19 protein-coding genes are annotated in these 23,887 nt (G+C 71.9%); 12 read left to right on the forward strand and 7 right to left on the reverse strand.

Translation table 11 applies throughout. From position 1 onward, the window contains the following. Position 1: 1 nt before the first annotated feature. The gene (locus ADL03_RS34545) at positions 2 to 2,134 is read right to left on the reverse strand and encodes a PhoH family protein (RefSeq protein ID WP_053737792.1); all 2,133 of its coding nucleotides are present in this window, start codon (positions 2,132 to 2,134) and stop codon (positions 2 to 4) included. 145 nt (positions 2,135 to 2,279) lie between these two features. Here ADL03_RS34545 and ADL03_RS34550 point away from each other — a divergent pair, with 145 nt between their 5' ends. Next, positions 2,280 to 3,041, forward strand: a complete 762-nt coding sequence (locus ADL03_RS34550) for a GNAT family N-acetyltransferase (protein ID WP_157529569.1) — start codon at positions 2,280 to 2,282, stop codon at positions 3,039 to 3,041. Between the two features lie 18 nt (positions 3,042 to 3,059). Then, a complete protein-coding gene (locus ADL03_RS34555; protein ID WP_063798804.1) occupies positions 3,060 to 3,863 on the forward strand; it encodes a GNAT family N-acetyltransferase in 804 nt (267 codons plus the stop codon). On the opposite strand, the gene ADL03_RS34560 is transcribed toward ADL03_RS34555, so the two are convergent. From ADL03_RS34560 to hrcA, 6 genes are all read right to left on the reverse strand, one after another. Continuing rightward, positions 3,860 to 4,177 carry a histidine triad nucleotide-binding protein gene (locus ADL03_RS34560; RefSeq protein WP_053737795.1) on the reverse strand — a complete coding sequence of 106 codons (318 nt, stop codon included), beginning with the start codon at positions 4,175 to 4,177 and terminating at the stop codon, positions 3,860 to 3,862. The two genes, ADL03_RS34555 and ADL03_RS34560, sit on opposite strands and share 4 nt — an antisense overlap. 11 nt (positions 4,178 to 4,188) lie before the next feature. Further along, the gene (locus ADL03_RS34565; protein WP_053737796.1) at positions 4,189 to 4,779 is read right to left on the reverse strand and encodes a TetR/AcrR family transcriptional regulator; all 591 of its coding nucleotides are present in this window, start codon (positions 4,777 to 4,779) and stop codon (positions 4,189 to 4,191) included. 9 nt (positions 4,780 to 4,788) lie between these two features. Continuing rightward, the gene (locus ADL03_RS50915) at positions 4,789 to 5,445 is read right to left on the reverse strand and encodes an alpha/beta hydrolase (protein WP_053737797.1); all 657 of its coding nucleotides are present in this window, start codon (positions 5,443 to 5,445) and stop codon (positions 4,789 to 4,791) included. A 653-nt stretch (positions 5,446 to 6,098) separates the two neighbouring features. After that, complete coding sequence (locus tag ADL03_RS34575) at positions 6,099 to 6,830, reverse strand: 16S rRNA (uracil(1498)-N(3))-methyltransferase (protein WP_053737798.1); 732 nt, start codon at positions 6,828 to 6,830, stop codon at positions 6,099 to 6,101. Beyond that, a complete protein-coding gene (dnaJ, locus tag ADL03_RS34580) occupies positions 6,827 to 7,972 on the reverse strand; it encodes a molecular chaperone DnaJ (RefSeq protein WP_053737869.1) in 1,146 nt (381 codons plus the stop codon). Before dnaJ ends, ADL03_RS34575 begins: the two co-directional genes overlap by 4 nt. 39 nt (positions 7,973 to 8,011) lie before the next feature. After that, entirely contained in the window at positions 8,012 to 9,034 is a 1,023-nt protein-coding gene (gene hrcA / locus ADL03_RS34585; RefSeq protein ID WP_053737799.1) for a heat-inducible transcriptional repressor HrcA, read from the reverse strand. A 265-nt stretch (positions 9,035 to 9,299) separates the two neighbouring features. Here hrcA and ADL03_RS34590 point away from each other — a divergent pair, with 265 nt between their 5' ends. Genes ADL03_RS34590 through ADL03_RS34635 form a run of 10 tightly spaced genes read left to right on the forward strand, consistent with a single transcriptional unit; the run spans position 9,300 to position 23,546 of the window. Then, on the forward strand, positions 9,300 to 9,929 hold the full coding sequence (locus ADL03_RS34590) for a transaldolase family protein (protein WP_053737800.1): 630 nt from the start codon (positions 9,300 to 9,302) through the stop codon (positions 9,927 to 9,929). Between the two features lie 3 nt (positions 9,930 to 9,932). Further along, positions 9,933 to 12,161, forward strand: coding sequence for an HAD-IA family hydrolase (locus ADL03_RS34595; RefSeq protein WP_053737801.1), 2,229 nt, complete (start codon positions 9,933 to 9,935; stop codon positions 12,159 to 12,161). Next, the gene (locus ADL03_RS34600; RefSeq protein WP_053737802.1) at positions 12,161 to 15,598 is read left to right on the forward strand and encodes a DUF4915 domain-containing protein; all 3,438 of its coding nucleotides are present in this window, start codon (positions 12,161 to 12,163) and stop codon (positions 15,596 to 15,598) included. Before ADL03_RS34595 ends, ADL03_RS34600 begins: the two co-directional genes overlap by 1 nt. Then, positions 15,591 to 17,000 carry a glycosyltransferase gene (locus tag ADL03_RS34605; RefSeq protein ID WP_053737803.1) on the forward strand — a complete coding sequence of 470 codons (1,410 nt, stop codon included), beginning with the start codon at positions 15,591 to 15,593 and terminating at the stop codon, positions 16,998 to 17,000. The genes ADL03_RS34600 and ADL03_RS34605 overlap by 8 nt, the downstream gene beginning before the upstream one ends. Next, positions 17,000 to 17,974, forward strand: coding sequence for an aldo/keto reductase (locus ADL03_RS34610; protein ID WP_053737804.1), 975 nt, complete (start codon positions 17,000 to 17,002; stop codon positions 17,972 to 17,974). The genes ADL03_RS34605 and ADL03_RS34610 overlap by 1 nt, the downstream gene beginning before the upstream one ends. After that, positions 17,971 to 19,578 carry an alpha-amylase family glycosyl hydrolase gene (locus ADL03_RS34615; RefSeq protein WP_063798805.1) on the forward strand — a complete coding sequence of 536 codons (1,608 nt, stop codon included), beginning with the start codon at positions 17,971 to 17,973 and terminating at the stop codon, positions 19,576 to 19,578. The genes ADL03_RS34610 and ADL03_RS34615 overlap by 4 nt, the downstream gene beginning before the upstream one ends. Next, the gene (locus ADL03_RS34620; protein WP_053737805.1) at positions 19,575 to 20,828 is read left to right on the forward strand and encodes an FAD-binding protein; all 1,254 of its coding nucleotides are present in this window, start codon (positions 19,575 to 19,577) and stop codon (positions 20,826 to 20,828) included. The genes ADL03_RS34615 and ADL03_RS34620 overlap by 4 nt, the downstream gene beginning before the upstream one ends. After that, a complete protein-coding gene (gene cysC, locus ADL03_RS34625) occupies positions 20,825 to 21,394 on the forward strand; it encodes an adenylyl-sulfate kinase (RefSeq protein WP_053737806.1) in 570 nt (189 codons plus the stop codon). Before ADL03_RS34620 ends, cysC begins: the two co-directional genes overlap by 4 nt. Continuing rightward, on the forward strand, positions 21,391 to 22,317 hold the full coding sequence (gene cysD / locus ADL03_RS34630; protein ID WP_053737807.1) for a sulfate adenylyltransferase subunit CysD: 927 nt from the start codon (positions 21,391 to 21,393) through the stop codon (positions 22,315 to 22,317). Before cysC ends, cysD begins: the two co-directional genes overlap by 4 nt. Then, entirely contained in the window at positions 22,317 to 23,546 is a 1,230-nt protein-coding gene (locus ADL03_RS34635) for a sulfate adenylyltransferase subunit 1 (RefSeq protein ID WP_053737808.1), read from the forward strand. The genes cysD and ADL03_RS34635 overlap by 1 nt, the downstream gene beginning before the upstream one ends. Positions 23,547 to 23,887: the final 341 nt, after the last annotated feature.

The following is a 23,887-nucleotide window of genomic DNA, read 5'->3' on the forward strand; positions in this document are numbered from 1 at the left end:
CCTATCGTCCCCGCCGCTGGTTCCCCCGCCGCGCACCGGGTCCCTGGTGCCGCCCGTCCTGGTCCAGCACGTCCTGCTCGACCTGCCACTTCTCGTACGCGTCGACGATGTCGCCGACCAGGCGGTGACGCACCACGTCCTGGCTGGTCAGCACCGAGAAGTGCACGTCGTCGACGCCGTCGAGGATCTCCTTGACGACCCTGAGCCCGCTGCGCTGGCCGCCGGGGAGGTCGACCTGGGTGATGTCACCGGTCACGACGACCTTCGAACCGAAGCCCAGGCGGGTGAGGAACATCTTCATCTGCTCGGGCGTCGTGTTCTGCGCCTCGTCGAGGATGATGAACGCGTCGTTGAGCGTGTTGTGCGTGAGGAGGTAGTCCTCGGTCACGTACAGGGAGTCCTGGGCCGCGACCTGGATGCACACGGTCTCCGTGCGGCCCGCCGGCTCGATGCTGTCGATGAACCGCATCGGACGGCCACCGCCACCGGCGGCGTGGTACTTCTCGCGCTTGCGCTCGAGGCGGAACGGCTCGACACCCTCGGGCAGCCTGATGTCGAGGACGTAGGCGTCGTGGCGGTAGCCGACCTCCCGGCCGTTGGCCATGCCCGGCTTGCGACCCGCCGCGGGACGGCACCGCCAGTAGGCGACACCACCAAGCGAACGCACCAGGCCGACCACGTCGTCCCGCAGCCGCTCCGACGTCGTCGTGTACTGGATGCGGCATGTCCGACCGGTCTGGGTGACCGGTCCGCCGTCGGAGTCGAGCAGACCTTGGAGCAACGCCAGCCGCACGTCGGCGCTGTTGTGGAGGTAGAGCTCAGGTACGAACTTGGTGTGCGAGCGCGTTCCGCTGAGCCCCAGCTCGCGCATCACCGCGGTCACCGGGTTCGCGATCGTGATCACGTCGCCAGGCGTCCTGACCCGGTTCAGCGTGTAGTCGATCCGGTTCTTCCTCGTCACCGCGACCTGCGGGGCGAGTGCCCGCTGCAGCGCGGTGACGAGAGCGGGGTCGGCGGTCGAGAACGAGGGCGTCGTCGAGCCCGTGAGGCACCCGTCACCGATCAGCAGGCCGAGCGCGTACGCGTCCATCGGCACTTCGCGCTCCGGCAGGCACACCGGGGCGCTGAGCACCGGCAGCTCGTAGCGGCGGGCGTGCGCGGCGCGGAGGTTGCCGATCATCTCCTGCGTCTGGAGCACGCGCCACGGCTTGTTGCGCCGACGGTCGGAAGCCGTGCGCACGGTCCACAGGTGCTCGCCGCACGCGAGGGTCGAGGAGCCGTCCTGGGCCGTGACCCGGTACACGTCCTTCTCGCCCTGCGGGTACACGCCCAGCACCGGCGTCGGCTCGCCGTTCGACCCGATGACCAGGTCGCCGACCTGGAGCGAGCCGATCGGGCGGTAGCCGTCCGGGGTGAGCACCGGCGTGAAGATCGGCTGGGCACGGCCACGCATGTAGGCCAGGGGTGCGACCTCGATCGTGCCCGCCTGGGTGAGGCGCGGGATCGACTCGGGGTCGACCATGTCGTGCAGCGCGTCGTAGAGCGGGCGCAGGTACGGGTCGATCTTCTCGTAGAGCGTGCCGGGCAGGTAGCCCAGGCGCTCGCCGGCCTCGACCGCGGGGCGGGTGAGGATGATCCGGTTGACCTGCTTGGCCTGCAGGGCCTGCACGGCCTTGGCCATGGCGAGGTAGGTCTTGCCGGTGCCCGCGGGGCCGATGCCGAACACCACGGTGTTCTTGTCGATGGCGTCGACGTAGTGCTTCTGGTTCAGCGTCTTCGGCCGGATCGTGCGGCCGCGGCGGCTGATGATGTCCAGGCTCAGCACCTCGGCGGGCGACTCGTCGGCGTTGGCGCTCAGCATCGCGACGGTGCGGCGGACGGTGTTGGTGTCGACGGCCTGGCCGCGGCTGGCGAGGGTGACGAGCTCGGTGAACACGCGTTCCGCGAAAGCGACGTCGGCGGGGGCGCCGGAGAGGGTGATCTCGTTCCCGCGCACGTGGACGTCGGCGTCGAGCAGTTCCTCGGCGAGCCGGAGGTTCTCGTCGCGCGACCCCAGCAGGCTGAGCACCGCGCCGTCGGGCACGGCGAACCGGGACTGACCTTCCTTGTTGCTCTGCTGTGTCTCTTCGGCCACGTGGCCCCGGCCTGCTTCCTGTCGCTCGGATCTGATGGCCACGATGCTAGTCCGGCCGAAAATGAGTGGCTACCGGATTGCTCACCGTGTGTGCTCATTGACCGTGGAGATCCGCAGGTTGACCGTTGCCGACGTACCCGACTGCATGAAGCTCATCACGGACCGGGGTTGGGCGTGGCCGCCGGAGCAGTGGGAGATGATGCTCGCGCTGGGTCCGGGGTGGGGCGCGTTCGACGCGACCGGGCTGCTCGGCACGGCGTTGACCACGCCTTATCCGCGGATGCAGGCGATCAGCGGTGTGCTGGTGGGGTCGTGGGCCGCGCGCAGGGGTGTCGGCACCGGGCTGATGACCCACGTACTGGACGTCACTCCGCCGGGGCTGAGCAGCGTGCTGTTCGCGACGGCCATGGGCGAGCCGATCTACACCCGGCTCGGCTTTCACCCGGTCGGGGGGACGACCGAGCTGCACGGCGAGTTCGCCGGTGCCGCCGCCGGGGTGACGCGACCGGCCACGCCGGCCGACCTGGCGGTGCTCGCGGCGCTCGACCACGAGGTGAGCGGGTTCGCGCGGCCCGCGTTGTGGGAGCGGCTGCTCGACCCGGCCTCGCCCTACCGGGTGCTGATGTCGGACTCCGGGGTGGTCGCCTCCCGCCCGAACCCCGGCGGGGTGACGGTGGGGCCGCTGATCGCGCCCTCGGCGGCGGTGGCGTGCGCGCTGGTCGCGGACCTGGCCGCCGGTGCGGGGCGCGTCCGCGTGGACACCGGCGACCCGGAGGTGGCGGCGTTCCTGCGGGGGCGGGGCTTCGAGGAGGGTGGCGGTGGCTGCACGTTGATGGTGCGCGGTGCCGACGACGTGCCGGGTGACCGGTCGCGCTACTTCGCGCCCGCGTCGCACGCGCTGGGGTGACTTGCGTTGGGGGAACCGGTGGGAACTGAGGGAGAGCCGGTGGAGCTGCGCCGGTTGACGCTGGACGACCTCACGGCGTGCTCCGACCTGGCCGAGAGCCGGTCGTGGCCGCGTGAGGAGGGCAAGTGGGGGTTCCTGCTCACCCACGGCGAGGGCTGGGGGCTTTTCGACTCCGGGGGCCTGGTCGGCACGACGGTCGTGACGCGGTATCCGGAGGTGGCCTCGGTCAGCATGGTGCTCGTCGCGCAACGCCGTGAGCGTCAGGGCCTGGCCCGGCGGCTGGTGTCGCACGTGCTGGACGGCGGTGTGTCGACGTTGTTCGCGACGGCGATGGGCCGTCCGCTGTACGAGCAGCTCGGCTTCCACGCCGTCGGCTTCACCGACATCCACGCCGGTGAGCTGACCGCACCGATGCCGAACACGTCGCGCATCGCGACGCGTGCCGACCTCGACGAGCTCGTCGCGCTGGACATCGAGGTCACGGGCATCACGCGGCCGTTCCTGTGGGAGTGGCTGCTCGCCAGGGGGACGGTCCGGATCTCGGCGCACGGCGTGGCGGGTTCGTGGCAGGCCGGGCCGGAGCGGCTGCTGATCGGCCCGGTCCTCGCCGGCACGCCGCGCGACGCCTGCGACCTGATCGCGGACTGCGCTGCCGGGTCGCGCGGCGTGCGCGTCGACGTGCACGACCCCGAGGTCGTCGCGTTCGTGCGGGCGCACGGGCTGGAGTCGTGGGGCGAGTGCACCTGGATGGTCATGGGCGCGGACCGGCTGCCCGGTGACCGCGCCCGCTACCACGCTCCGCTGCTGCAGGCGCTGGGTTAGAGCCGTTTGCCGCCGAGCAGGTGCAGGTGGGCGTGGAACACCTCCTGGCCGCCGTCGGGTCCGGTGTTGAACTGCAGCCGGTAGCCGCTCTCGGCCACGCCCTCGGCGTCGGCGACCTCCTTCGCGGCGGCGAAGAGGTCGCCGAGCTGGTCGCGGTCGAGCGCCACGGCGTGCGGCACGTGTTCGCGCGGGATGAGCAGCACGTGCACCGGTGCCTTGGGGTGGATGTCGCGGAACGCCAGCGTCGTCGCGGTCTCGTGCACGACGGTCGCCGGGATCTCGCCTTCGACGATGCTGCAGAACAGACAGGCCATGCGCCCACACGCTAGGCGAAAACGGTGTCCAGGTGGTGGTCGACCGCCTCGGTCAGGTCGTCGGCGGTGAGCTCGTCCGGTCCGAGCTGGTGGTGGATGTTGAGGCCGTCGACCAGTGCGATGAACCGCCGGGCCGCCTTCAGCGGCACGACCCCGGCACGCAGCTCGCCGGCCTCGTGCGCGGCGGCGAACACCCGTGCGACCTCGTCGTAGAGCCGGCGTGTGCCGTAGCGCTCCAGCTCGTGCAGCGACGGTTCCACCATGGCGCGCGGCAGGAACGCCAGCAGCACCGCCGCCTCGACCCGCCGATCGTCGTCGAGTGCGAGCACCTCGTGCGCGATCGCCCGCACCAGCTCGCGGTTGCCCAGGGTGCTGTCGATCTGCTCGAACCGCGCGAGGAACCGCCGGTAGGCGAGCTCCATCGCGAAGCCCAGCAACGCGTCCTGCGTCGGGAAGTAGTGGCGCAGCGAGCCGCTGGACCACCCGGACTCGGCCGCTACGGCCCGCACGGACGCGTGGTCGATCCCGTCGCGTCGCACGATGCGCCACACGGCCTCGGCCAGTTCGCGGCGGCGTTGCTCGTGGTCGACAACCTTCGGCACCGGCCCTTTCTAGCAGCCGCGCGCAAGCCGGACGACCGCCTCCTCGCACCGCTGCCAGGCGGCCGTTCCCGGTGTGATCACGTCCATGTGCCCGGTGCCCTCGACCACGACGAGCTCCGCCTGCGGTTCGGCGGCGCAGAACCCGACGCTCTGCTCGACCGGCACGTCCTCGTCCTGGTCGCCGTGCACGCAGATCACCGGTTTGCCGATCGGCACCAGCGCCGCCGGCGACGCTTGCGCGAACTGCTCCTCGGTGCACAGCTCCAGCGCTCGCGCGGTGATGTGCTTGGTGAAGTCGAGCACCGCGGCCTGCGCGACCGCCCCGACCACACGCTCGCTGTGCTTGGCCGCCCACACGGCGAGATGCCCGCCCGCACTGTGCCCCAGCGTCACAACCGGCCCGATGTCCACGGCCTCGATCGCGGCCAGCACGTCCTGCCCGGTGGCCGGCCACCCACCGCCACCCCCAAGGCGACGATATTCGACGTTCCACACAGCAAACCCGGCCCACACCAGTTCGCGAGCCAACGGCCGCCCGAGTTCCAGCCCGTACCGCTGCTGCCAAAAACCACCGTGGATGACGACAACGCCACCCTCCGCAGCCCTTTCAGGAACAAACAACTCGCCGAACTGACTCTCGTGCTCACCGTAAGCAATCCGCTGCACCCCCAAACGCTACCCACTCATTCCCGGCCACCTCAAAGACGACTCACAAAATGACCCGCGACATTGGCCGCAGACAGCCCGGGCCGATGCGCCCCGACGCCAAGCCGAGCCAGGCAGGTTGATTGGACCGCGACGCCGAAGGCGAGCCGGTCAATCCCCCAGGCATTGGCCGCGATGCCAAAGGCGAGCCCGGCGGGGTGGATGGGCCGCGACGCCGAAGGCGAGCCAGGCGGGGTGGATGGGCCGCGACGCCGAAGGCGAGCCGGGTCTGATGGGCCGCGACGCCGAAGGCGAGCCGGCCGGGGGTCCGGGGGCGCTAGCCGCCCGGCTGGGGTTTGGGGGCTCGGCCCCCAAAAAACAGCCACCTCGCGACCGCTGGCGAGGCGCCAAAGGCGCCGAAGCAGCACAAGCCAGAGGCGAGGTGGAGGCGCCTCGCGGTCCGAAGCCTGGGGGTCGCTTCGCCGCGAGGCGCCGACGCCGGACCGAGGGGGGAGGTGTCCGGCGAGTCTGTGGGCAGAAGGGCCTAATCGTCTACTCCGTTTCCGGATAGACCAATCGTCCCCTCTGCGGACTAGGGTAACCCCGGATCCTGCGATTCGCTACAGCTCTCTTCGAGCCAATCCATCCGGTGTTCCTCTTTCGAGTGATCGGGGTCACCACCGCGCGGTGAGTACCCCGATGGCACCGAGAGCAACCGCACCGGCGGTAGATGCACGCAGGACGGTTGGGCCCAATCGGACCACGCGTGCACCCGAAGATCGCAACGCGTCGAGCTCGTCGGGTGAGATTCCGCCTTCTGGACCGACGACGAGCAGCACGTCTCCGGTTTCGGGCAGTGGTACGTCGGACAGGCGTTCTGCGGCGCTTTCGTGCAACACGAGCGTCAGTGCCGCGGACGACACGCGCTGCGCCAGTTGCGCGGTGGTGACGGGGTGGTCGACGGACGGCACGCGTGCGCGGCGGGCTTGTTTGGCTGCTTCGCGGACGGTGGAGCGCCAGCGTCCCAGCGCTTTGTCGCCGCGGGGGCCGTCTTCCCACTTGGCCACGCACCGCGCGGCACGCCACGGCACCACTTCGTCGACGCCGGCTTCGGTGGCGAGCTCGACGGCGAGCTCGCCGCGGTCGCCCTTCACGAGGGCTTGGGCGAGGACGACGCGGGGGGACGGCTCGGGTTCGGTCCAGCGTTCGGCGACGCGCAGGGACAGCGCGTCGCGTTCCACGGCCACGACCACGCACCGGACCTGGGTGCCGGAGCCGTCGGACAGCACGAGCTCCTCGTCCACGCGCAGGCGTTTCACGGTGGCCGCGTGCCGGCCCTCGGGGCCGTCCAGGACGAACGACTCACCCGAGGGCAGCGCGAGGACGAGGAAGACCGGCAGGGTCACCGGTTGCCGCGCGAGGAGCGGAGGCGGGAGAACAGGCCTCCGCCGCCCTTGCCGTTGTGCGACAACGAGGGTTCGCTCTCGCCGCGCAGGTCGGCCAGGTCGCGCAGCAGCGTGGCCTGGGCCGCGTCGAGCTTGGTGGGCACCACGACGTCGAGGTGCACGTGCAGGTCGCCGCGGCCGTCGACGCGGCCGGTGGAGCGCAGCTTCGGCATGCCGCGGCCGGTGAGCACGAGCTGGGTGTTCGGCTGGGTGCCGGGGTCGATCTGCAGCTCCTCCTCGCCGTCGAGCGTCTTGAACGGCAGCGTGGCGCCCAGTGCGGCGGTCGTCATCGGGATCTGCACGACGCAGTGCAGGTCGGCGCCGTCGCGTTCGAAGATGTCGTGCGGGTGTTCCTCGACCTCGACGTAGAGGTCGCCGGCCGGGCCGCCGCCGGGGCCGACCTCGCCCTGGCCCGCGAGGCGCACGCGCATGCCCTCGGCGACACCGGCGGGGATGTTGACCGAGATGGTGCGGCGCGAGCGGGTGCGGCCGTCACCGGCGCACTGCTGGCACGGGTCGGGGATGACCTCGCCGAAGCCGCGGCAGACCGGGCAGGGGCGGGACGTGACGACCTGGCCGAGGAACGAGCGCTGCACGGACTGGACCTCGCCGCGGCCGTTGCAGGTGTCGCAGCGGATCGGCTTGGAGTCGCCCGCGGTGCCGGCGCCGTGGCAGCGGTCGCAGAGGATCGCGGTGTCGACGGTCAGCTCGCGGGTGACGCCGGCGGCGCACTCCTCCAGCGTCATGTCGAGGCGGATCAGCGCGTCGGAGCCCGGCTGCACGCGGCTGCGCGGTCCGCGGCCACCACCGGTGGAGGCGCCGAAGAACGCGTCCATGATGTCGCCGAGGCCGAAGCCCGCGAACGGGTCGCCGCCACCGCGGCCACCACCGGAGTCGAGCGGGTCGCCGCCGAGGTCGACGACGCGGCGCTTCTCGGGGTTCGACAACACCTCGTAGGCGGCCGTGACCTCCTTGAAGCGGGCCTCCTCGTTGGGATTGACGTCCGGGTGCAGCTGCCTGGCGAGCTTGCGATAGGCGCGCTTGATCTCATCCTGTGTCGCGCTCTGCGCAACACCGAGGATGCCGTAGTAATCCCTGGCCACCTTGTTCGCTTTCGTGTTCATCTCAGCTGAAGTCCTGGTTCAACGACCGGTCAGGATCTCACCGACGTAGTTGGCGACCGCGCGGACGGCCGCCATGGTTCCCGGGTAGTCCATGCGTGTGGGTCCGACGACGCCCAAGCCGCCCAGCGGGTTGTCGCGGCTGCCGTACCCGATGGACACCACGGACGTGCTGCGCATCTCGGCGGCCTCGTTCTCCTCGCCGATGTACACCATGACACGGCCGGGATCGCGCGAGGCGGCCAGGAGCTTGAGCACCACGACCTGTTCCTCCAGCGCCTCCAGCACCTGGCGCAGCGAGCCGGGGAAGTCCGCGACGTTGCGGGTGAGGTTCGCCGTGCCGCCGAGCACCAGCCGTTCCTCCGGGTGCTCGACGAGCGTCTCGATCAGCACCGTCGCGAGCCGCAGCATCGGGTCGCGCAGGTCCTGGCGGACCTCGTCGGGCAGTTCGGCGACCTTGGCGCTCGCGTCGGACAGGCGTTTGCCGGCCATCGCCTGGTTCAGCGACGAGCGCAGCTCGGCCACGTCCTGCTCGGTGACGACGTCGCCCATCTCGACGATGCGCTGGTCGACCCGGCCGGTGTCGGTGATCAGCACCAGCATCAGCCGGGCCGGTGTGATCGGCAGCACCTCGACGTGCCGCACCGCCGCACGTGACAGGGTCGGCACCTGGATCACCGCGACCTGCCGCGTGAGCTGGGCGAGCAGCCGCACGCTGCGGCGCATCACGTCGTCGAGGTCGAGTGCCCCGTCCAGGAAGCTGCGGATGGCCCGCCGCTCGGCCTGCGAGAGCGGCTTGACCTCGCTCAGCCGGTCGACGAAGAGGCGGTAGCCCTTGTCCGTCGGCACGCGGCCCGCGCTGGTGTGCGGCTGGGCGATGTAGCCCTCGTCCTCCAGCGCGGCCATGTCGTTGCGCACGGTCGCGCTCGACACACCCAGGTTGTGCCTCTCGACCAGGGCCTTGGACCCGACGGGCTCCTGGTTGGACACGTAGTCGGCGACGATGGCGCGCAGCACCTCGAACCGACGCTCATCGGAATTCACCGCTGTTCACCTCCGTGTCCCTCTACTCCCGAGTTTACCCAGCCGATTTCCTGCGCGGTGCCCGCTCGGCGGACCTGCTCCAGCCGGGCTCAAGCGGATACCCGGCCAGGTCGGGCGATATCCAATATATGGGATATCGGGGAGGCGGCGGACGGGCAGCGGGAGCGGCAGTTCGGCGGCAGGACCGCCGCCGGACCCCCTCGGCGGGGCACCGGTCTCCCTAGCGTCGAGGTCACCTGCCGACGACACGGGGGCTTCGATCCACATGACTGTTCTGCTGGATTCCGCTGACCTGAACGACGTGTCCGCTGCCGCGGCGCTCGGCTTCGTCACCGGTGTCACGACGAACCCGACGCTGCTGCGGCAGGTCACCGACGACCCGCTCAAGCACGCGGCCGAACTGCTGGCCGCCACCGACTTCCCCGAGATCTACTACCAGCCGACCGGCGCGCACGGCGAGCTGTTCGACGAAGCGCTGCAGGCCTGGAAGCTCGCGCCGGAGCGCATCGTGCTCAAGGTGCCCGCGACTCCCGGCGGCGCCGTTCTGGCCGGGCAGCTCGTCCGCGAGGGCGTCGCCGTCTCGCTGACCGCGGCGCAGTCTCCGAACGCGATGATCATCGCCGAGGCGATCGGCGCGGCGAGCGTCATCCCGTACGTCGACCGCGCGTGGCGCGACCCGCGCATCGGCAACGACCTCGTGCGGCAGCTCAGCTCGCTGCGCCGCAAGAACACCCGCGTCGTCGCGGCGTCGGTGAAGAACGCCGGGCAGTTCACCCAGGCGTTCGCCGACGGCGCGGACGCGGTCACCGCACCGCTGAGCGTCCTCACCCAGGTGCTCGCCCACCCCGCCGCGCTGGAGGCAGAACAGGCCTTCGCCGGCGAGTACGGGGGCTGAGCCGTGTTCGAGGCGGTGCTCTTCGACATGGACGGGGTGCTGGTCGACACCGAGGCGTCGGTCGCCGACTTCTGGCAGGACCTGGCGCGTTCTCACGGTTTCGCGATCAGTGCGGAGGACCTGGACCGGCACGTGTACGGGCGCAGCGCGCTGCACACGTTGCGCGAGCTGTTCCCGATGCTGCCGCCGGACCGCTACGACGAGGTCTACGACCTCATGCGGGTCGACAACGAGACACTGCACTACTCCACGATCCCCGGTGTCCTGCCGTTGCTCGGGTCGCTGCGCGCGGCCGGGACGCCGACCGCGCTGGTCACCGGCGCCGAGCCGTACAAGGCGACGGCGGTGCTCAAGCAGCTCGGGCTCCGCTTCGACGTCACGGTCACCGCGACCGACGTCGAGCACGGCAAACCCGACCCGGCCTGCTACGCGCTGGCCGCGCGGCGGCTCGGCGTGCCGGTCGAGCGGTGCGTCGTGTTCGAGGACGCCGTCAGCGGCATCACCTCGGCGGTCGCCGCGGGCGCCACGTGCGTCGCGCTGGCCCCGCCGCAGCGCGAGACCGACGTGCGGGAGGCGGGGGCGGCGGCGGTCGTCCGCGACTTCCGGGAGGTCTCGTTCAGCGGCACCGCGCTGCGCACGCCGGAGCGTGAGCTCCCGTTCGTGCCGAACGACCTGTTCGTGGAGCCGCGCGACCGCTGGGACGCGGCGGTCGCGGACACGCTCGTGGGGCGCGACGAGGTGCTCTACCGCTCGCACCTGGTCGGCGCCGACCCCGCCCTGACCAGGGAGGGCGGCGGCAACTTCTCCGTCAAGGGCATCACGCCCGACGAGCACGGCGAGCCCACCACGGTGCTGTGGATGAGCTCGTGGGGCTGTGACGGCGCGGTGACCACACACGAGGACTTCCCGGTGCTGCGCCTGGACGCCCTGCTGCCGGCGCTCGACGGCGGGCCGATGGACGAGCGCGAGATGGTCGAGCACCTGGTCGCGAGCGGCCTCACCGCCGACCAGAAGCGGCCGGGGATCGAGACGCTGACGCACGCGTTCATCCCGGCCAAGCACGTCGACCACTGCCACCCGGACGCGGTCATCGCGCTGACGTCGTTCCCCGGCGGCCGCGAGCACGCCGAGGAGGAGTTCGGCGAGGAGGCCATCTGGTTCGACTACCGGCAGTTCGACGTGGACGTGGCACGGGAGCTTGGCCGCAAGATCCGCGCGAACCCGAAGGCCCGGTTCGTGCTGCTGGCCAACCACGGCATCTTCACCTGGGCCGCCACGAGCGAGCAGTGCTACCGCAACTCGCTGGAGGCCGTCTCCCGGTCCACCGCAGCGCTGCGCCGCGCGATCACCCGGCCCGCCGACCTCGGCGGCCAGGTCGTCGCACCGGCGCAGAACGCGGAGGACGTGCTCGTCGAGGTGCTCCCGGTGCTGCGCAAGGCGCTGGACGGCGCGATCCTGCACGTCGACCGCAGCGAGCAGGCGGTCGCGTTCGCCTCGTCGGCACGGGGCCCCGAGCTGAGCCAGGCCGGGCCCGGCTGTCCCGACCACGTCGTCACCGCCGGGCACCGGCCGCTCGTGCTCGCGCCCGGCGAGTCCATGGTGGACGGCATCGAACGCCACCGCGAGTGGTATGACGCCGCGTTCGAGCGGTACATCTCCTTCCCCACCGCCAAACGGACCGGCGCACCGCACGTGGTCGTGCTGCCGGGGATCGGCGTGGTCTCCTCCGGCCCGGACGCGGCGAAGGCACGGCTGTGCGCCGACCACTTCGGACAGACGATGACGGTCATCCGCGCCGCCGACGCGGCCGGCGGCTACGTCACGCTCACCGAGCAGCAGAGCATCGCCGACGAGTACTGGCCGCTGATCCGGATGAAGCCGCAGCTCGTCCCCCGCGACGGCCGGCTCGCGGGCAAGGTCGTGCTGGTCACCGGCCTGGACGACGACGTCGCCATCGGCCTCGCGGAACGGCTCACCGCCGCCGCCGCGCACGTCGCCATCGCGGGCCGCGACCACGCCCGGATCGCCGCGGCGGTCGAGGACATCCAGAAGCAGCAGGGCGAACGGCGCGCGGTCGCGTTGCCGGGCAACGACCCCGAGCGCGAGGCGGTGCTGGCGTACGGCGGTTTCGACGTCGTCGTCGACACCGGGACCGACCCCGAGGCACTCGCCCACGCAGTTCTTTCCGCATCGACACCACTTCCGGCAACGCACGACAGGCAGGAGGCCTGATGAGTCTCACGACCGACAAGAAGAGCACCGCGGAGCTGATCGGGCTCGACGGGCTGCTGCCCGGCGGGCTCCGGCTGCTGGCGTCGTGCTTCGACGCCCACCACACGATCGGCGGCGGGCTGTTCGCGATCGGCGAGGCGGTCGAGGAGATCGACCGGATCTCCAGCTCCGGGCTGTGCGCCGAGGACGGCCTGCTGTACCGCTGCCTGTGGAGCGCCGACGGCAGCCCGGCCGAGCTCGTGGTCTACGACGAGACCGGCGTGCGCCGCTACCACCGGCTCGACAACGTCTCGACGCCGCACGACATCCTCGTCGTCGACGGCAACGTGCTGGTCGCCGCGACCATGCAGAACGAGGTGCAGTGCGTCGGCCCCGACGGCGAGGTCGCGTGGCGCTGGCAGGCCCCCGGCGAGGCGGACAGCTGGCACCTCAACAGCCTCGCCCGCTACCGCGACCGCACCGTCGTGTGCGGGTTCGGCGAGTTCCTGCGCCGCCGCGGCTGGGACGAGAACGGCAAGCCCGCGAGCGGCCGCGTGGTCGACCTGGAGACCGGCGAGCCGGTCCTGGAAGGCCTCAAGGCCCCGCACAACCCGTACTACGCCGACGGGACGTGGCTGGTCTGCGACTCCGCGACCGGCGACCTGGTCGAGATCGACGACACCGACCGCACCCAGCAGCGCAGGCTCGCCCTGCCCGGCTGGCCGCGCGGCCTGGTCGTCTCAGGCGACCACCTGTTCGTCGGGCTGAGCCCGCACCGGCACGCCGCGACCTCGGTCGAGACGGCGGCGGTCGCGGTGGTCGACCGGGCGAACTGGTCGGTCCTCGGCACGGTCAACCTGCCCGCCCGCGAGGTCTACGCGCTCGCGCTGGCACCGGCCGCGCTCGTCGAGGGGGCGCGGCAGGGCTTCGGCGCCAACCAGACGCGGGTGCACGAGCAGGGCCAGTGGCAGATGTTCGACCGGCTCGGCGTGCGGCCGCGGCGGCTGTGGGCGGTCGGCGACCCGCTGGCCGAGGACGAGTGCCAGGCCTCGATCACGCTGGACGGCCCGGTCGTCGACGACGCCGAGGCCGGCGGCCTGCTGACGTTGGACTGCCTGGTGCGCAACACCGGTTCGGGCATGCTGACGCCGGCGCCGCCGTTCCCGGTGCGCGTGGTGCACCGCTGGGTCGCCGCCGACGGCAGCGAGGTCACCACCCAGCCGATCCGCTCCGCGCTCCCCCAGTCGCTGCCGCCGGAGGCCGTCACCCGTGTGCCCGTGCGCACCCGCGTGCCGGACGTGCCCGGCCGCTACCGGCTGCACATCACGCTCGCGCAGGACAACGGCGTGCCGTTCGACCAGATCGACCCGGACAGCGCGCTGGTGCTCGACCTGAGCGTCGTCTCCGGTCACCCCGACTACGAGGCGCTGAACAGCTTCGGCCTGTACCCCAACGAGGTCAGGACCGCCTGCAACTCCGGCGGCACGGTGTCCGACGTCGTGCGGGCGCTGCTGACCCGGCCGGGCGGCACCTACAACGGCCTCACGCTGGGCCTGGTGCAGGAGCACGGCACCGGCGCGTTCGTCGAGGCGGTCGCCGCCGTGCTGCGCGGGTCCGCCTCCGCGATCGAGCACATGGTGCTGGCCGCGATCCCGGAGTACGACGACGTCAAGCTCACCGGCGCCGAGGCCGTCGCGCTGGCGCTGCACCGCTGCGGCACCAGGGTCGCGTTCGCCTACGCGGGCACGTCCGAGCTGGCGCTGTGCGACGCGCTGGCACGGGTCGGGTTGCTGGTCAACGGCCGCGGTGACCGCGAGTCGCTGTTCCAGGCCGGTGGCGCGAGCCGGCTGAGCGCGGGCACCGGTGCCGCGATCCTGCACGGCGCGCGTGGTCTCACCAACGCCCTGGGCGCGCTGGCCGACCTGCGGCGCAACGAGATGGGCACGCTGGCCGTGGTCGGCATGCCGTCGACCGGCTCGCAGCCGTTCCTGCCGCCGCACGGCGAGCCGGACCTGGTCGCGACCTCCGGTGACTTCGCCAAGTCGTGGTACGACCTCGGTGCCGTGCCGAAGGACGACCCCGCCGCGCTGCGCGAGTACGTCGAGAACTTCGGTTCGTCGTTGCTGCGGGCGATCGACGACGTCCGCGAGGCCCCGCACGGACCGGTGCTCTTCGCGCTGCCGCAGGACGTGGCGGAGGCCGAGTGGCTGCCGCTGACCGCGCTGCCGGCGATCCCGGCCGCCGAACAGCCGGTGTGCGACGAGAACGCGCTGAACCGGGCCGCCGAGCTGCTCGCCGACGCCCGCAGGCCCGCGGTGCTGATCGACGACTACGCGCTGACCCACCGGGGCGTGCAGGCCGCGCTGGCCGCGTTCTGCGCCCGCACCGGGGCACCGGTGCTGCAGGTGAAGTACCGCCGCGGCCCGATGCTGTTCGAACGGCTGCACACCGCGGACGTGCCGGAGTTCATCGGCTGGTACGACCCGAAGTCGCCGATGCACCGCGCGGTGCTGGACACGACCGACCTGCTGATCACGCTGGAAGACCGCAACATGTACCCGCGCGTGGTCGGTCCGCTGCCGGACTGCCCCAAGATCGCGGTGAACACCAAGCCCACCGCCGTGGAGAAGAACGGCTACCTCGCTGCCGGCGACGTGCTGCTGGCCGGTGACATCGTGGCCGCGCTGCGCGAGCTGACCGACGGCGCGCCCGACCTCGACGGCACCTGGTACACCGGCATCGCCGACGAGCCGGCTCCCGCGGGAGACCCCGTGCCCGCCGAGGCCGCGGTGATCCGCACGGGTGTCGCACGGGCCCTGGGCGAGGTCGCCGCACGGTCGCGGCGCCGGGCCGTGCTGGTCGACGACAGCCAGATGTTCGGCGGCATGCTCGCCGAGGACTACGACCAGTTCCCGCACGGGCTGCGGGTGTTCGGCGGGCACGGCGGGTTCGTCGGCTGCGGCATCACGATCGCGACCGGCCTCGCGCTGGGCGAGCCGGCCGCCAAGGTGTTCTGCACGCTCGGTGACCAGGGCTTCACGAACTCCGTGCAGGGCCTCGCCGCGGCGGTGCAGGAGTCCGCGCCGGTCACGTTCATCGTGTGCAACAACGGTGGCGCGGTGTCGTTGCGCAAGCAGTCGCGGCCCGAGGGCTGGCTGGACGCGGGCCACGGGCAGTACCTCGACAACGCCGCGGGCATGCGGTACGTCGACATCGCCGAGGCGTGGGGCGTGCGCAGCTGGCGGGTGGACCTGAGCGAGTGGCTCGACCACGACCGCTCCACGACCCGGCTGGAGACGTTCGCGCAGGCGTTGCAGGTGGCCGCGGAGGAGACCGGGCCGACGCTGATCGAGCTGGTGCTGCCCTCCGACCCGGAGTTCTGGACCGGCGTGTGGATCACCGAGGGCTTCGAGCAGCAGAAGAAGGCGGCACCGGCGGAGGAGGTGGCCAGTGCATGAGGTCGCGATAGGTGCGGCACCGCTGACGCCGTACCGGAAGGTCTTCGGGGACGAGCGGATGGAAGCCCTGCGGGACACCGCCGCGGAGGCGTCCGGAGCACTGCACGGCCGGACCGTGTGGAACATCAACTCGACCGCGGCGGGCGGTGGTGTGGCCGAGCTGCTGCACGCGCTGATGCCGCTGGCCCGCGCGGTCGGGATCGACTGCCGGTGGCTGGTCATCGACGGTGACACCGAGTTCTTCGCCATCGCGAAACGGTTGTGCACCAGGCTGTACGGCGCTCCCGGCGACCCGGAGCCGCTGGGACCCGAGCAGCTGCAACACTACCGCGCGATCACCGAGCTGGAGGGCCTCGCGCTCGCGGACCGGGTGCGGCCCGGCGACCTGGTGATCGTGCACGAGGCACAGCCGGCCGGGCTGGTCGACATCGCCCGCAGGCTCGGCGCCACCGCCGTGTGGCGCCGGCACATCGGCCGTGACGAGCCGAACGAGCACACCGAGGAGGGCTGGGCGTTCCTGCGCAGGTTCGTGGAGAACGCCGACGCCACGGTGTTCCTCACGCAGAGCGCCTGCCCGGACTGGGCGCCGCGTCCGCACATCATCCCGCCGTCGATCGACCCGTGCGCCCCCAAGAACATGGAGCTCACGGACGAGCAGACGCTGGACGTACTGCGGTGCACCGGAATCCTCGACGGCTCGGCCGAACCGCTCACCATCCGCCCGCCGGTCGGCGAGCAGATCCTCGTGCGGCACAGGGCGACCGTCGTCCGGGAGAGCGCACCGCCGGCCGACGCGCCGATGGTGGTGCAGGTGTCGCGGTGGGACGAGCTCAAGGACATGGCCGGCGTGCTGCGGGCGTTCCTGGACGCCGATGTCGAGGGCGCCCACCTCACGCTGGCCGGCGCGGACGTCGTCGGGGTCGCCGACGACCCGGACGCACAGCGGTTCTGGGACGAGTGCGTCGCGCAGTGGAGGGCGCTGCCCGTCGAGCAGCGCCGGCGCGTGCAGCTGCTGTGCCTGCCGATGACCGACCTGCGGGAGAACGCGGTCGTCGTCAACGCCCTGCAGCGGCACGCGACCGTGGTGGTGCAGAAGAGCATCGCCGAGGGGTTCGGGCTCACCGCGACCGAGGCGATGTGGAAGGGCCGGCCGCTGATCGCCAGTGCGGTCGGCGGGCTGCGCGAGCAGATCGTGCACGGCGAGTCCGGCCTGCTGGTCGACGACCCGCACGACCTCGCCACCACGGCGCAGCTCATCCGGCAGCTGCTCACCGACCCCGCCCTGGCGCACCGCCTGGGCGAGGGCGCGCGGCGGCGGGTGAACGAGTGCTACCTGCCCGACCGGCACCTGACCGACTGGGCGGGCCTCATCCGGTCCGCCGTCACGATGGAGGTGGTGTGATGCGCAGGCTCGGAGCGAACGGGCCGGTCGTGTCCGACCTCGGACTCGGCTGCATGGGGATGTCGCAGTTCTACGACACCTGGGACGACACCGAGTCGATCCGCACGCTGCACGAGGCGGTCGACCTCGGCATCACGTTGCTGGACACGGCCGACATGTACGGCCCCTACACCAACGAGAAGCTGGTCGGGCGGGCCGTGCGCGGCCGCCGCGACGACGTGGTGATCGCGACGAAGTTCGGCAACCTCAAGAACGGCGCCGGCGAGAACGTCGGCGTGAACGGCAACCCGGAGTACGTCCGCACGTCCTGCGAGGGGTCGTTGCGGCGGCTCGGTGTCGACCACATCGACCTCTACTTCCAGCACCGCATCGACAAAGGCGTCCCGGTGGAGGAGACGTGGGGTGCCATGGCGGAGCTGGTGGCCGAGGGCAAGGTCCGGCACCTGGGCATCTGCGAGGCCGCCGAGCCGACGGTGCGGCGGGTGCACGCCGTGCACCCGGTCACCGCGGTGCAGACGGAGTACTCGCTCGTGAGCCGTGACCCGGAGGCCGGGCTGTTCGGCACGTTGCGGGAGCTGGGCATCGGGTTCGTGGCGTACTCGCCGCTGGGACGGGGCATGCTCACCGGGCGGTTCGGCCGGTTCGACGACCTGCGGCCGGACGACTTCCGCCGGCAGCTGCCCCGGTTCCAGCCGGAGAACCTGGCGCACAACAACGAGATCGTCGCGCGCGTGGCCGAGCTGGCGTGGGCCAAGGGCGTCTCGGTCGCACAGCTCGCGATCGCCTGGGTGCGCAGCCAGGGCGTCGTCCCCATCCCCGGCACGAAGAACTCCGTGCGGCTCAAGGAGAACGTCGGCGCGCTCGACGTGGAGCTGTCGGCCGACGAGCTGGCGCTGCTCGACGAGATCGCGCCGCCCGGCGCCGTGCGGGGTGACCGGTACTTCGCGGCAGGCATGACGAAGGTGGACATATGAGTGGACAGTGGTGGCGCGACGCCGTCCTCTACCAGATCTACCCGCGCAGCTTCGCCGACTCCGACGGTGACGGCATCGGCGACCTGCCCGGCATCACCGCCCGGCTCGACCACGTGGCGCAGCTCGGTGCCGACGCGATCTGGCTCTCGCCGTTCTACCCGTCGCCGCAGGCCGACTTCGGGTACGACATCAGCGACTACGAGTCGGTCGACCCGGTGTACGGCACGCTGGACGACTTCGACGCGATGGTCACCGCGGCGCACTCGCGCGGCATCCGGGTCGTGATCGACATCGTCATGAACCACACCTCGGACGAGCACCCCTGGTTCCTGGAGTCGCGGTCGGACCGCACGAACCCCAAGCGGGACTGGTACATCTGGGCCGACCCCGCGCCGGACGGCGGTCCGCCGAACAACTGGCTCAGCGCGTTCGAGCGGTGCGGCACCGCGTGGAAGCTCGACGCGGCGACCGGCCAGTACTACCTGCACAGCTTCACGCCCGGCCAGCCGGACCTGAACTGGCGCAACCCGGACGTGCACGCGGCGATGCACAAGGTGTGGCAGTTCTGGCTCGACCGCGGCGTGGACGGGTTCCGCATCGACGTCGCGCACCGGCTGATGAAGGACCCGCAGCTGCGCGACAACCCGCCGGAGGTCGCGCACGCACGCCGGCACTTCTCGCATCCCGTGGTGCGGCAACGCAACCTGGACCTGCCCGAGGTGCACGACGTGCTGCGCGACCTGCGGGTCGTGCTGGACGGCTACGGCGACCGGTTCGCACTGGGCGAGGTGCCCATCAGCGACGACGCCCGGCTGGCCACCTACTTCGGTGGCGACGGCATGCAGACGGCGTTCCACATCGCGTTCTGGGAGCAGCCGTGGGACGCCAGGGCGTTCCGCAGGTGCATCGACGGGCTGGTGGCTCGCACACGCACCGATGCGCTGCCCACGTACGCGTTGTCCACGCACGACATCTCGCGGACGGTCAGCAGGTACGGCATCGAGCACGCCCCGGTCGCGGCGATGATGATGCTGACCCTGCGCGGCGTCGCCTGCGTCTACTACGGCGAGGAGATCGGCATGGCCGACGCCCCGCCCGCGCTGGAGCAGGACGTCGACGGCCGCGACGGGCAGCGCACGCCGATGCAGTGGGACGCCACGGGCGGGTTCACGACCGGGAACCCGTGGCTGCCGCTGGCGGCGGACCAGCACGTCGTCAACGTCGCCGCTCAGGCCGACGACCCCGGCTCGTTGCTCAACCTGTACCGGCGGCTGATCGCCTACCGGCGCGGCAGCGAGGACCTGCGGCGCGGCGGTTACGTGTCGCTGGACAGCCCGGCGGAGGTGTTCGCGTACCGGCGGGGCGACCTGTTGGTGGCGCTCAACTTCGCCGACCACCCGGTGGCGTTCGACGTGCCGGGCGACGCCGCCGGCCGGGTCGAGGTGTCCACCCGCCTCGACCGCGAGGGCGTCGTCTCGATGCGGCCGCTGGAGCTGGAGGCCTGTGAGGGTGTCGTGCTGCGGCTCTCCGTGGAGAACCTTCCTGGGCAGAACCTTCCTGGGCAGAACCTTCCTGGGCAGGACGCGGCGGAGGCGGCGCCGTGACCGTGAACTGGGCCGGCAACGTCCGCTACACCGCGTCGGAGTACGTGCGCCCGTTCACCGTCGAGCAGGTGCGCAAGGCCGTCGCGAACGCCGGCCGGGTGCGGGCGCTGGGCACCCGGCACTCGTTCAACGACCTGGCCGACTCCCCCGGCGTGCTGCTGTCGGTGGCCGACCTGCCGCCAATCGTCGACGTCGACACCACCCGTGCCACGGCACGGGTGGCCGCGGGCCTGAGCTACGCCGAGCTCGCGCCCCGGCTGGACGCGGCGGGCTTCGCGTTGCCGTCGATGGCGTCGTTGCCGCACATCAGCGTCGGCGGGGCGGTCGCGACGGCCACGCACGGCTCGGGGGTGCGCAACCAGGTGCTGTCCGCGTCGGTCACCGAGCTCGACCTGGTGACCGCGGGCGGCGACGTCGTCACGATCGGCCGCGGCGACCCCGACTTCGAGGGCGTCGTCGTCGGGCTCGGGGCGCTGGGCGTGGTCACGCACGTGACGCTGGACCTGGTGCCGGCGTACGAGATGCGGCAACGCGTGTACGGCGGCCTGGCGCTGGAGGCGCTCGACGACCACTTCGCCGAGCTGATGTCGTGCGCGTACAGCGTGTGCCTGTTCACCGACTGGCGGGCACCGGCGCTCACGCAGGTGTGGGTGCAGGAACGCGTGGACGAGCCCGCGGCGCTGCCGTCGTGGTTCACCGCGGAGCCCGCCGAGGGGCCGCGGCACCCGGTCGACGGCATGGACCCGGTCAGCTGCACCACGCAGGGCGGCGTGGCAGGCCCGTGGTTCGACCGGCTGCCGCACTTCCGCTCCGACCAGCCGCCGAGCAGCTCCGGCGACGAGCTGCAGTCCGAGTACATGATCCCGGCGACCGACGCCGTGGCCGCGCTGCACGCGCTCGACGAGGTGCGCGAGCGGATCCGGCCGGCGTTGCAGATCTGCGAGGTCCGCACCGTCGCGCGCGACGGCCTGTGGCTGAGCACCTGCACCGGCCGCGACACCGTGAGCATCCACTTCACGTGGGTGTCCGACCTGTCGGTCGTGCTGCCGGTCGTCCGGCTCGTGGAGGAGCGGCTCGCACCGTTCTCGCCGCGGCCGCACTGGGCCAAGACCTCGGTGGCGACCGGCGAGTACGAACGGCTGCCGGACTTCCGCGCGCTGATGGGCCGCTACGACCCGGCCGGGAAGTTCGCCAACGCGTTCACCGAACGCCACTTCTCCGGACCTGAGACTTCTGGGAGGAACAGGTGACGAACGTTGCCAGCTTCACGTCGCCGCTGACCATCACCGGCGGCGGCACGGTCTGGTTCACCGGCCTGCCCAGCGCGGGGAAGAGCACCCTCAGCCGCGCCGTGGCCGACCGGTTGCCGGCCGGCCGGGTCGAGCTGCTCGACGGGGACGAGGTGCGGCGGACGCTGTCCGCCGGCCTCGGCTTCTCCCGCGCCGACCGCGAGGCCAACATCGACCGCATCGGCTTCGTCGCGGACCTGCTGGCGCGCAACGGCGTGCTGGTGTTCGCCGCGGTGATCTCCCCGTTCCGCGCCGCACGCGAGCAGGTGCGCAGGCGGCACCGGGCGAGCGGCACGCCGTTCGTCGAGGTGCACGTCGCGACCCCCGTGGAGGAGTGCGCGGAACGGGACGTGAAAGGCCTGTACGCCAAGCAGCGCGCCGGTGCGATCACCGGCCTGACCGGCGTCGACGACGTCTACGAGCCGCCGCCCGCACCGGAGCTGCGGATCGACACCCGCGGCAACACCGTCGACGACAGCGCGGACGCGGTCGTGGCCCTGTTGCGCGAGAAGGGAATCCTGCGATGACGCTGACCGCGGTGGACACCAGGGTGAGCGACCGCGAGGCCGCGCTCGCCGACCTGGAGGACGAGTCGATCCACATCCTGCGCGAGGTGGTGGCGACGTTCGACCGGCCGGTGCTGCTGTTCAGCGGCGGCAAGGACTCGATCGTCATGCTGCGCCTGGCCGAGAAGGCGTACTGGCCGGGCCGGATCCCGTTCCCGGTCATGCACGTCGACACCGGCCACAACTTCGACGAGGTCATCGAGTTCCGCGACCGCCGGGTGGCCGAGCTGGGCGTGCAGCTCGTCGTGGCGTCCGTGCAGGAGTCGATCGACAGCGGCCGGGTCAGCGAGCGGCCCGGCCAGTCGCGCAACCCGTTGCAGACCGTCACGCTGCTCGACGCGATCGCCGAGCACCGGTTCACCGCCGTGCTCGGCGGCGCGCGGCGCGACGAGGAGAAGGCCCGCGCCAAGGAACGGGTGTTCTCGGTGCGCGACGAGTTCGGCCGGTGGGACCCGCGCAACCAGCGGCCGGAGCTGTGGGACCTGTACAACGGCCGGCACCGCGCCGGTGAGCACGTCCGGGTGTTCCCGCTGTCGAACTGGACCGAGCTCGACGTGTGGGGCTACATCCGGCGCGAGGAGATCGAGGTGCCGTCCATCTACTACGCGCACCGGCGGGAGGTCGTGCGGCGCGACGGCATGCTCATCGCGGTCACCCCGTTCACGCCTCCCTTTGAGAGCGAGGAGGTCCACGTCGAGACCGTGCGCTACCGGACCGTCGGCGACGCCACGTGCACCGGCGCCGTGCGCTCCGAGGCGTCCACAGTGGACGAAGTCGTGGACGAGGTCGCGGCCAGCACGCTGACCGAACGCGGCGCCACCCGAGCCGACGACCGCGCGTCCGAGGCCGCCATGGAAGACCGCAAACGGGAGGGGTACTTCTGATGCCAGGATTGTTGCGGGTAGCGACGGCGGGCAGCGTCGATGACGGCAAGAGCACGCTGATCGGCCGGCTGCTGCACGACTCCAAGGCCGTGCTCGCCGACCAGCTCCAGGCCGTGACGTCGGCGAGCCGGCAACGCGGCTACGCCGAGACCGACCTCGCGCTGCTGGTCGACGGCCTGCGCGCGGAACGGGAACAGGGCATCACGATCGACGTGGCCTACCGGTACTTCGCGACGCCACGGCGTTCGTTCGTGCTCGCCGACACCCCCGGCCACGTCCAGTACACCCGCAACATGGTGACCGGCGCGTCCACCGCGGACGTCGCGGTCGTGCTGGTGGACGCGCGCACCGGCCTGACCGAGCAGTCCCGGCGGCACACCGCGATCGCGGGCCTGCTCGGCATCCGCCACGTGGTGCTGGCCGTGAACAAGATGGACCTCGTCGACCACCGCGAGGACGTGTTCGACTCGGTGGTGACCGAGTTCGCCGAGGTCTGCAACAGCTCCTGGACCGCCATCCCGATCTCCGCGCTGCGCGGCGACAACGTCGTGTCGCCGTCGTCGCGGACCTCGTGGTACGCGGGCCCGCCGTTGCTGACGCACCTGGAGGAGCTCTCCCTGCCCCCGGCCCCCGCACCCGGCGGCCGGTTCGCCGTGCAGCTGGTGATCCGCCCCCGCACACCGGAGCACCGCGACTTCCGCGGCTACGGCGGCCGGGTCGCCGCCGGCACCCTGCACGTCGGCGACCCGGTCGTCGTGCAGCCCGGCGGCTGGCAGACCACGATCACCTCGATCGACACCTACGACGGCCCCCTGCCCAGCGCCACCACGGGCCAGTCCGTCGTCATCAGCATCGCCGACGACCTCGACGCCGGCCGCGGCGCGATGCTCAGCACCGGCGCCCCCGCCACCGTGACGTCGGCGGTGTCCGCGACCGTGTGCTGGATGACCGAGAAGCCGCTGGAACCAGGCGCCCGCTACGTCGTGCGGCACACCACCAGCGAGTCACGGGCCGTCGTCGAGGCGGTGGAGAGCCGGCTGAACGTGACCACGTTCGGCTCCGAGCCCGCGGAGTCGTTGGCGCTCAACGACATCGGCACCATCCGCCTGCGGTTCGCCGACCCGCTGGTGGTGGACCGGTACCGCGACAGCCGCGCGACGGGCGGGTTCGTGCTGGTCGACGAGAGCAGCGGCGGGACGGCGGCCGTTGGGTTGATCGAGGCGGTGTAGCGCGGTGGGCCGGGCACGGCGTGGTGTCCGGCCCACTGGTGGTGCGTGCCTCGCGGGCGGTGGGCGGCTCGCGGACGGGGCGGCTCGCGGGCGGTGGGCGACCACAGGAGGTGCGCGACCCACGGGCGGTGCGCAGCTCACGGGCGCTAGGCAGCCCCGCAGCGGTGGCCGACCCACGGGCGGCGACCGGCTCACGAGCGCTGGGCAACGCATGCGCCGTGGGCGACTCACGGGCGATGGCAGGCCACTGGCGGTGGGCGGCGCACGGGCGGCGGCAGACCTACACGCGGTGGGCAGCCCACGGGTGGTGGCAGGCCACTAGCGGTGGGCGGCGCACGCGC

It is taken from the genome of Nocardia sp. NRRL S-836 (genome assembly GCF_001279525.1).
In the GTDB taxonomy this organism is placed as follows: Bacteria; Actinomycetota; Actinomycetes; order Mycobacteriales; family Pseudonocardiaceae; genus Lentzea.

Coding starts and splice junctions, on each gene's coding strand:
- ADL03_RS34550 (WP_157529569.1), top strand. CDS start 2,280: ATGAAGCTCATCACGGACCGGGGTTGGGCGTGGCCGCCGGAGCAGTGG.
- ADL03_RS34560 (WP_053737795.1), bottom strand. CDS start 4,177: ATGGCCTGTCTGTTCTGCAGCATCGTCGAAGGCGAGATCCCGGCGACC.
- ADL03_RS34590 (WP_053737800.1), top strand. CDS start 9,300: ATGACTGTTCTGCTGGATTCCGCTGACCTGAACGACGTGTCCGCTGCC.
- ADL03_RS34600 (WP_053737802.1), top strand. CDS start 12,161: ATGAGTCTCACGACCGACAAGAAGAGCACCGCGGAGCTGATCGGGCTC.
- ADL03_RS34610 (WP_053737804.1), top strand. CDS start 17,000: ATGCGCAGGCTCGGAGCGAACGGGCCGGTCGTGTCCGACCTCGGACTC.
- ADL03_RS34615 (WP_063798805.1), top strand. CDS start 17,971: ATGAGTGGACAGTGGTGGCGCGACGCCGTCCTCTACCAGATCTACCCG.
- cysD (WP_053737807.1), top strand. CDS start 21,391: ATGACGCTGACCGCGGTGGACACCAGGGTGAGCGACCGCGAGGCCGCG.
- ADL03_RS34635 (WP_053737808.1), top strand. CDS start 22,317: ATGCCAGGATTGTTGCGGGTAGCGACGGCGGGCAGCGTCGATGACGGC.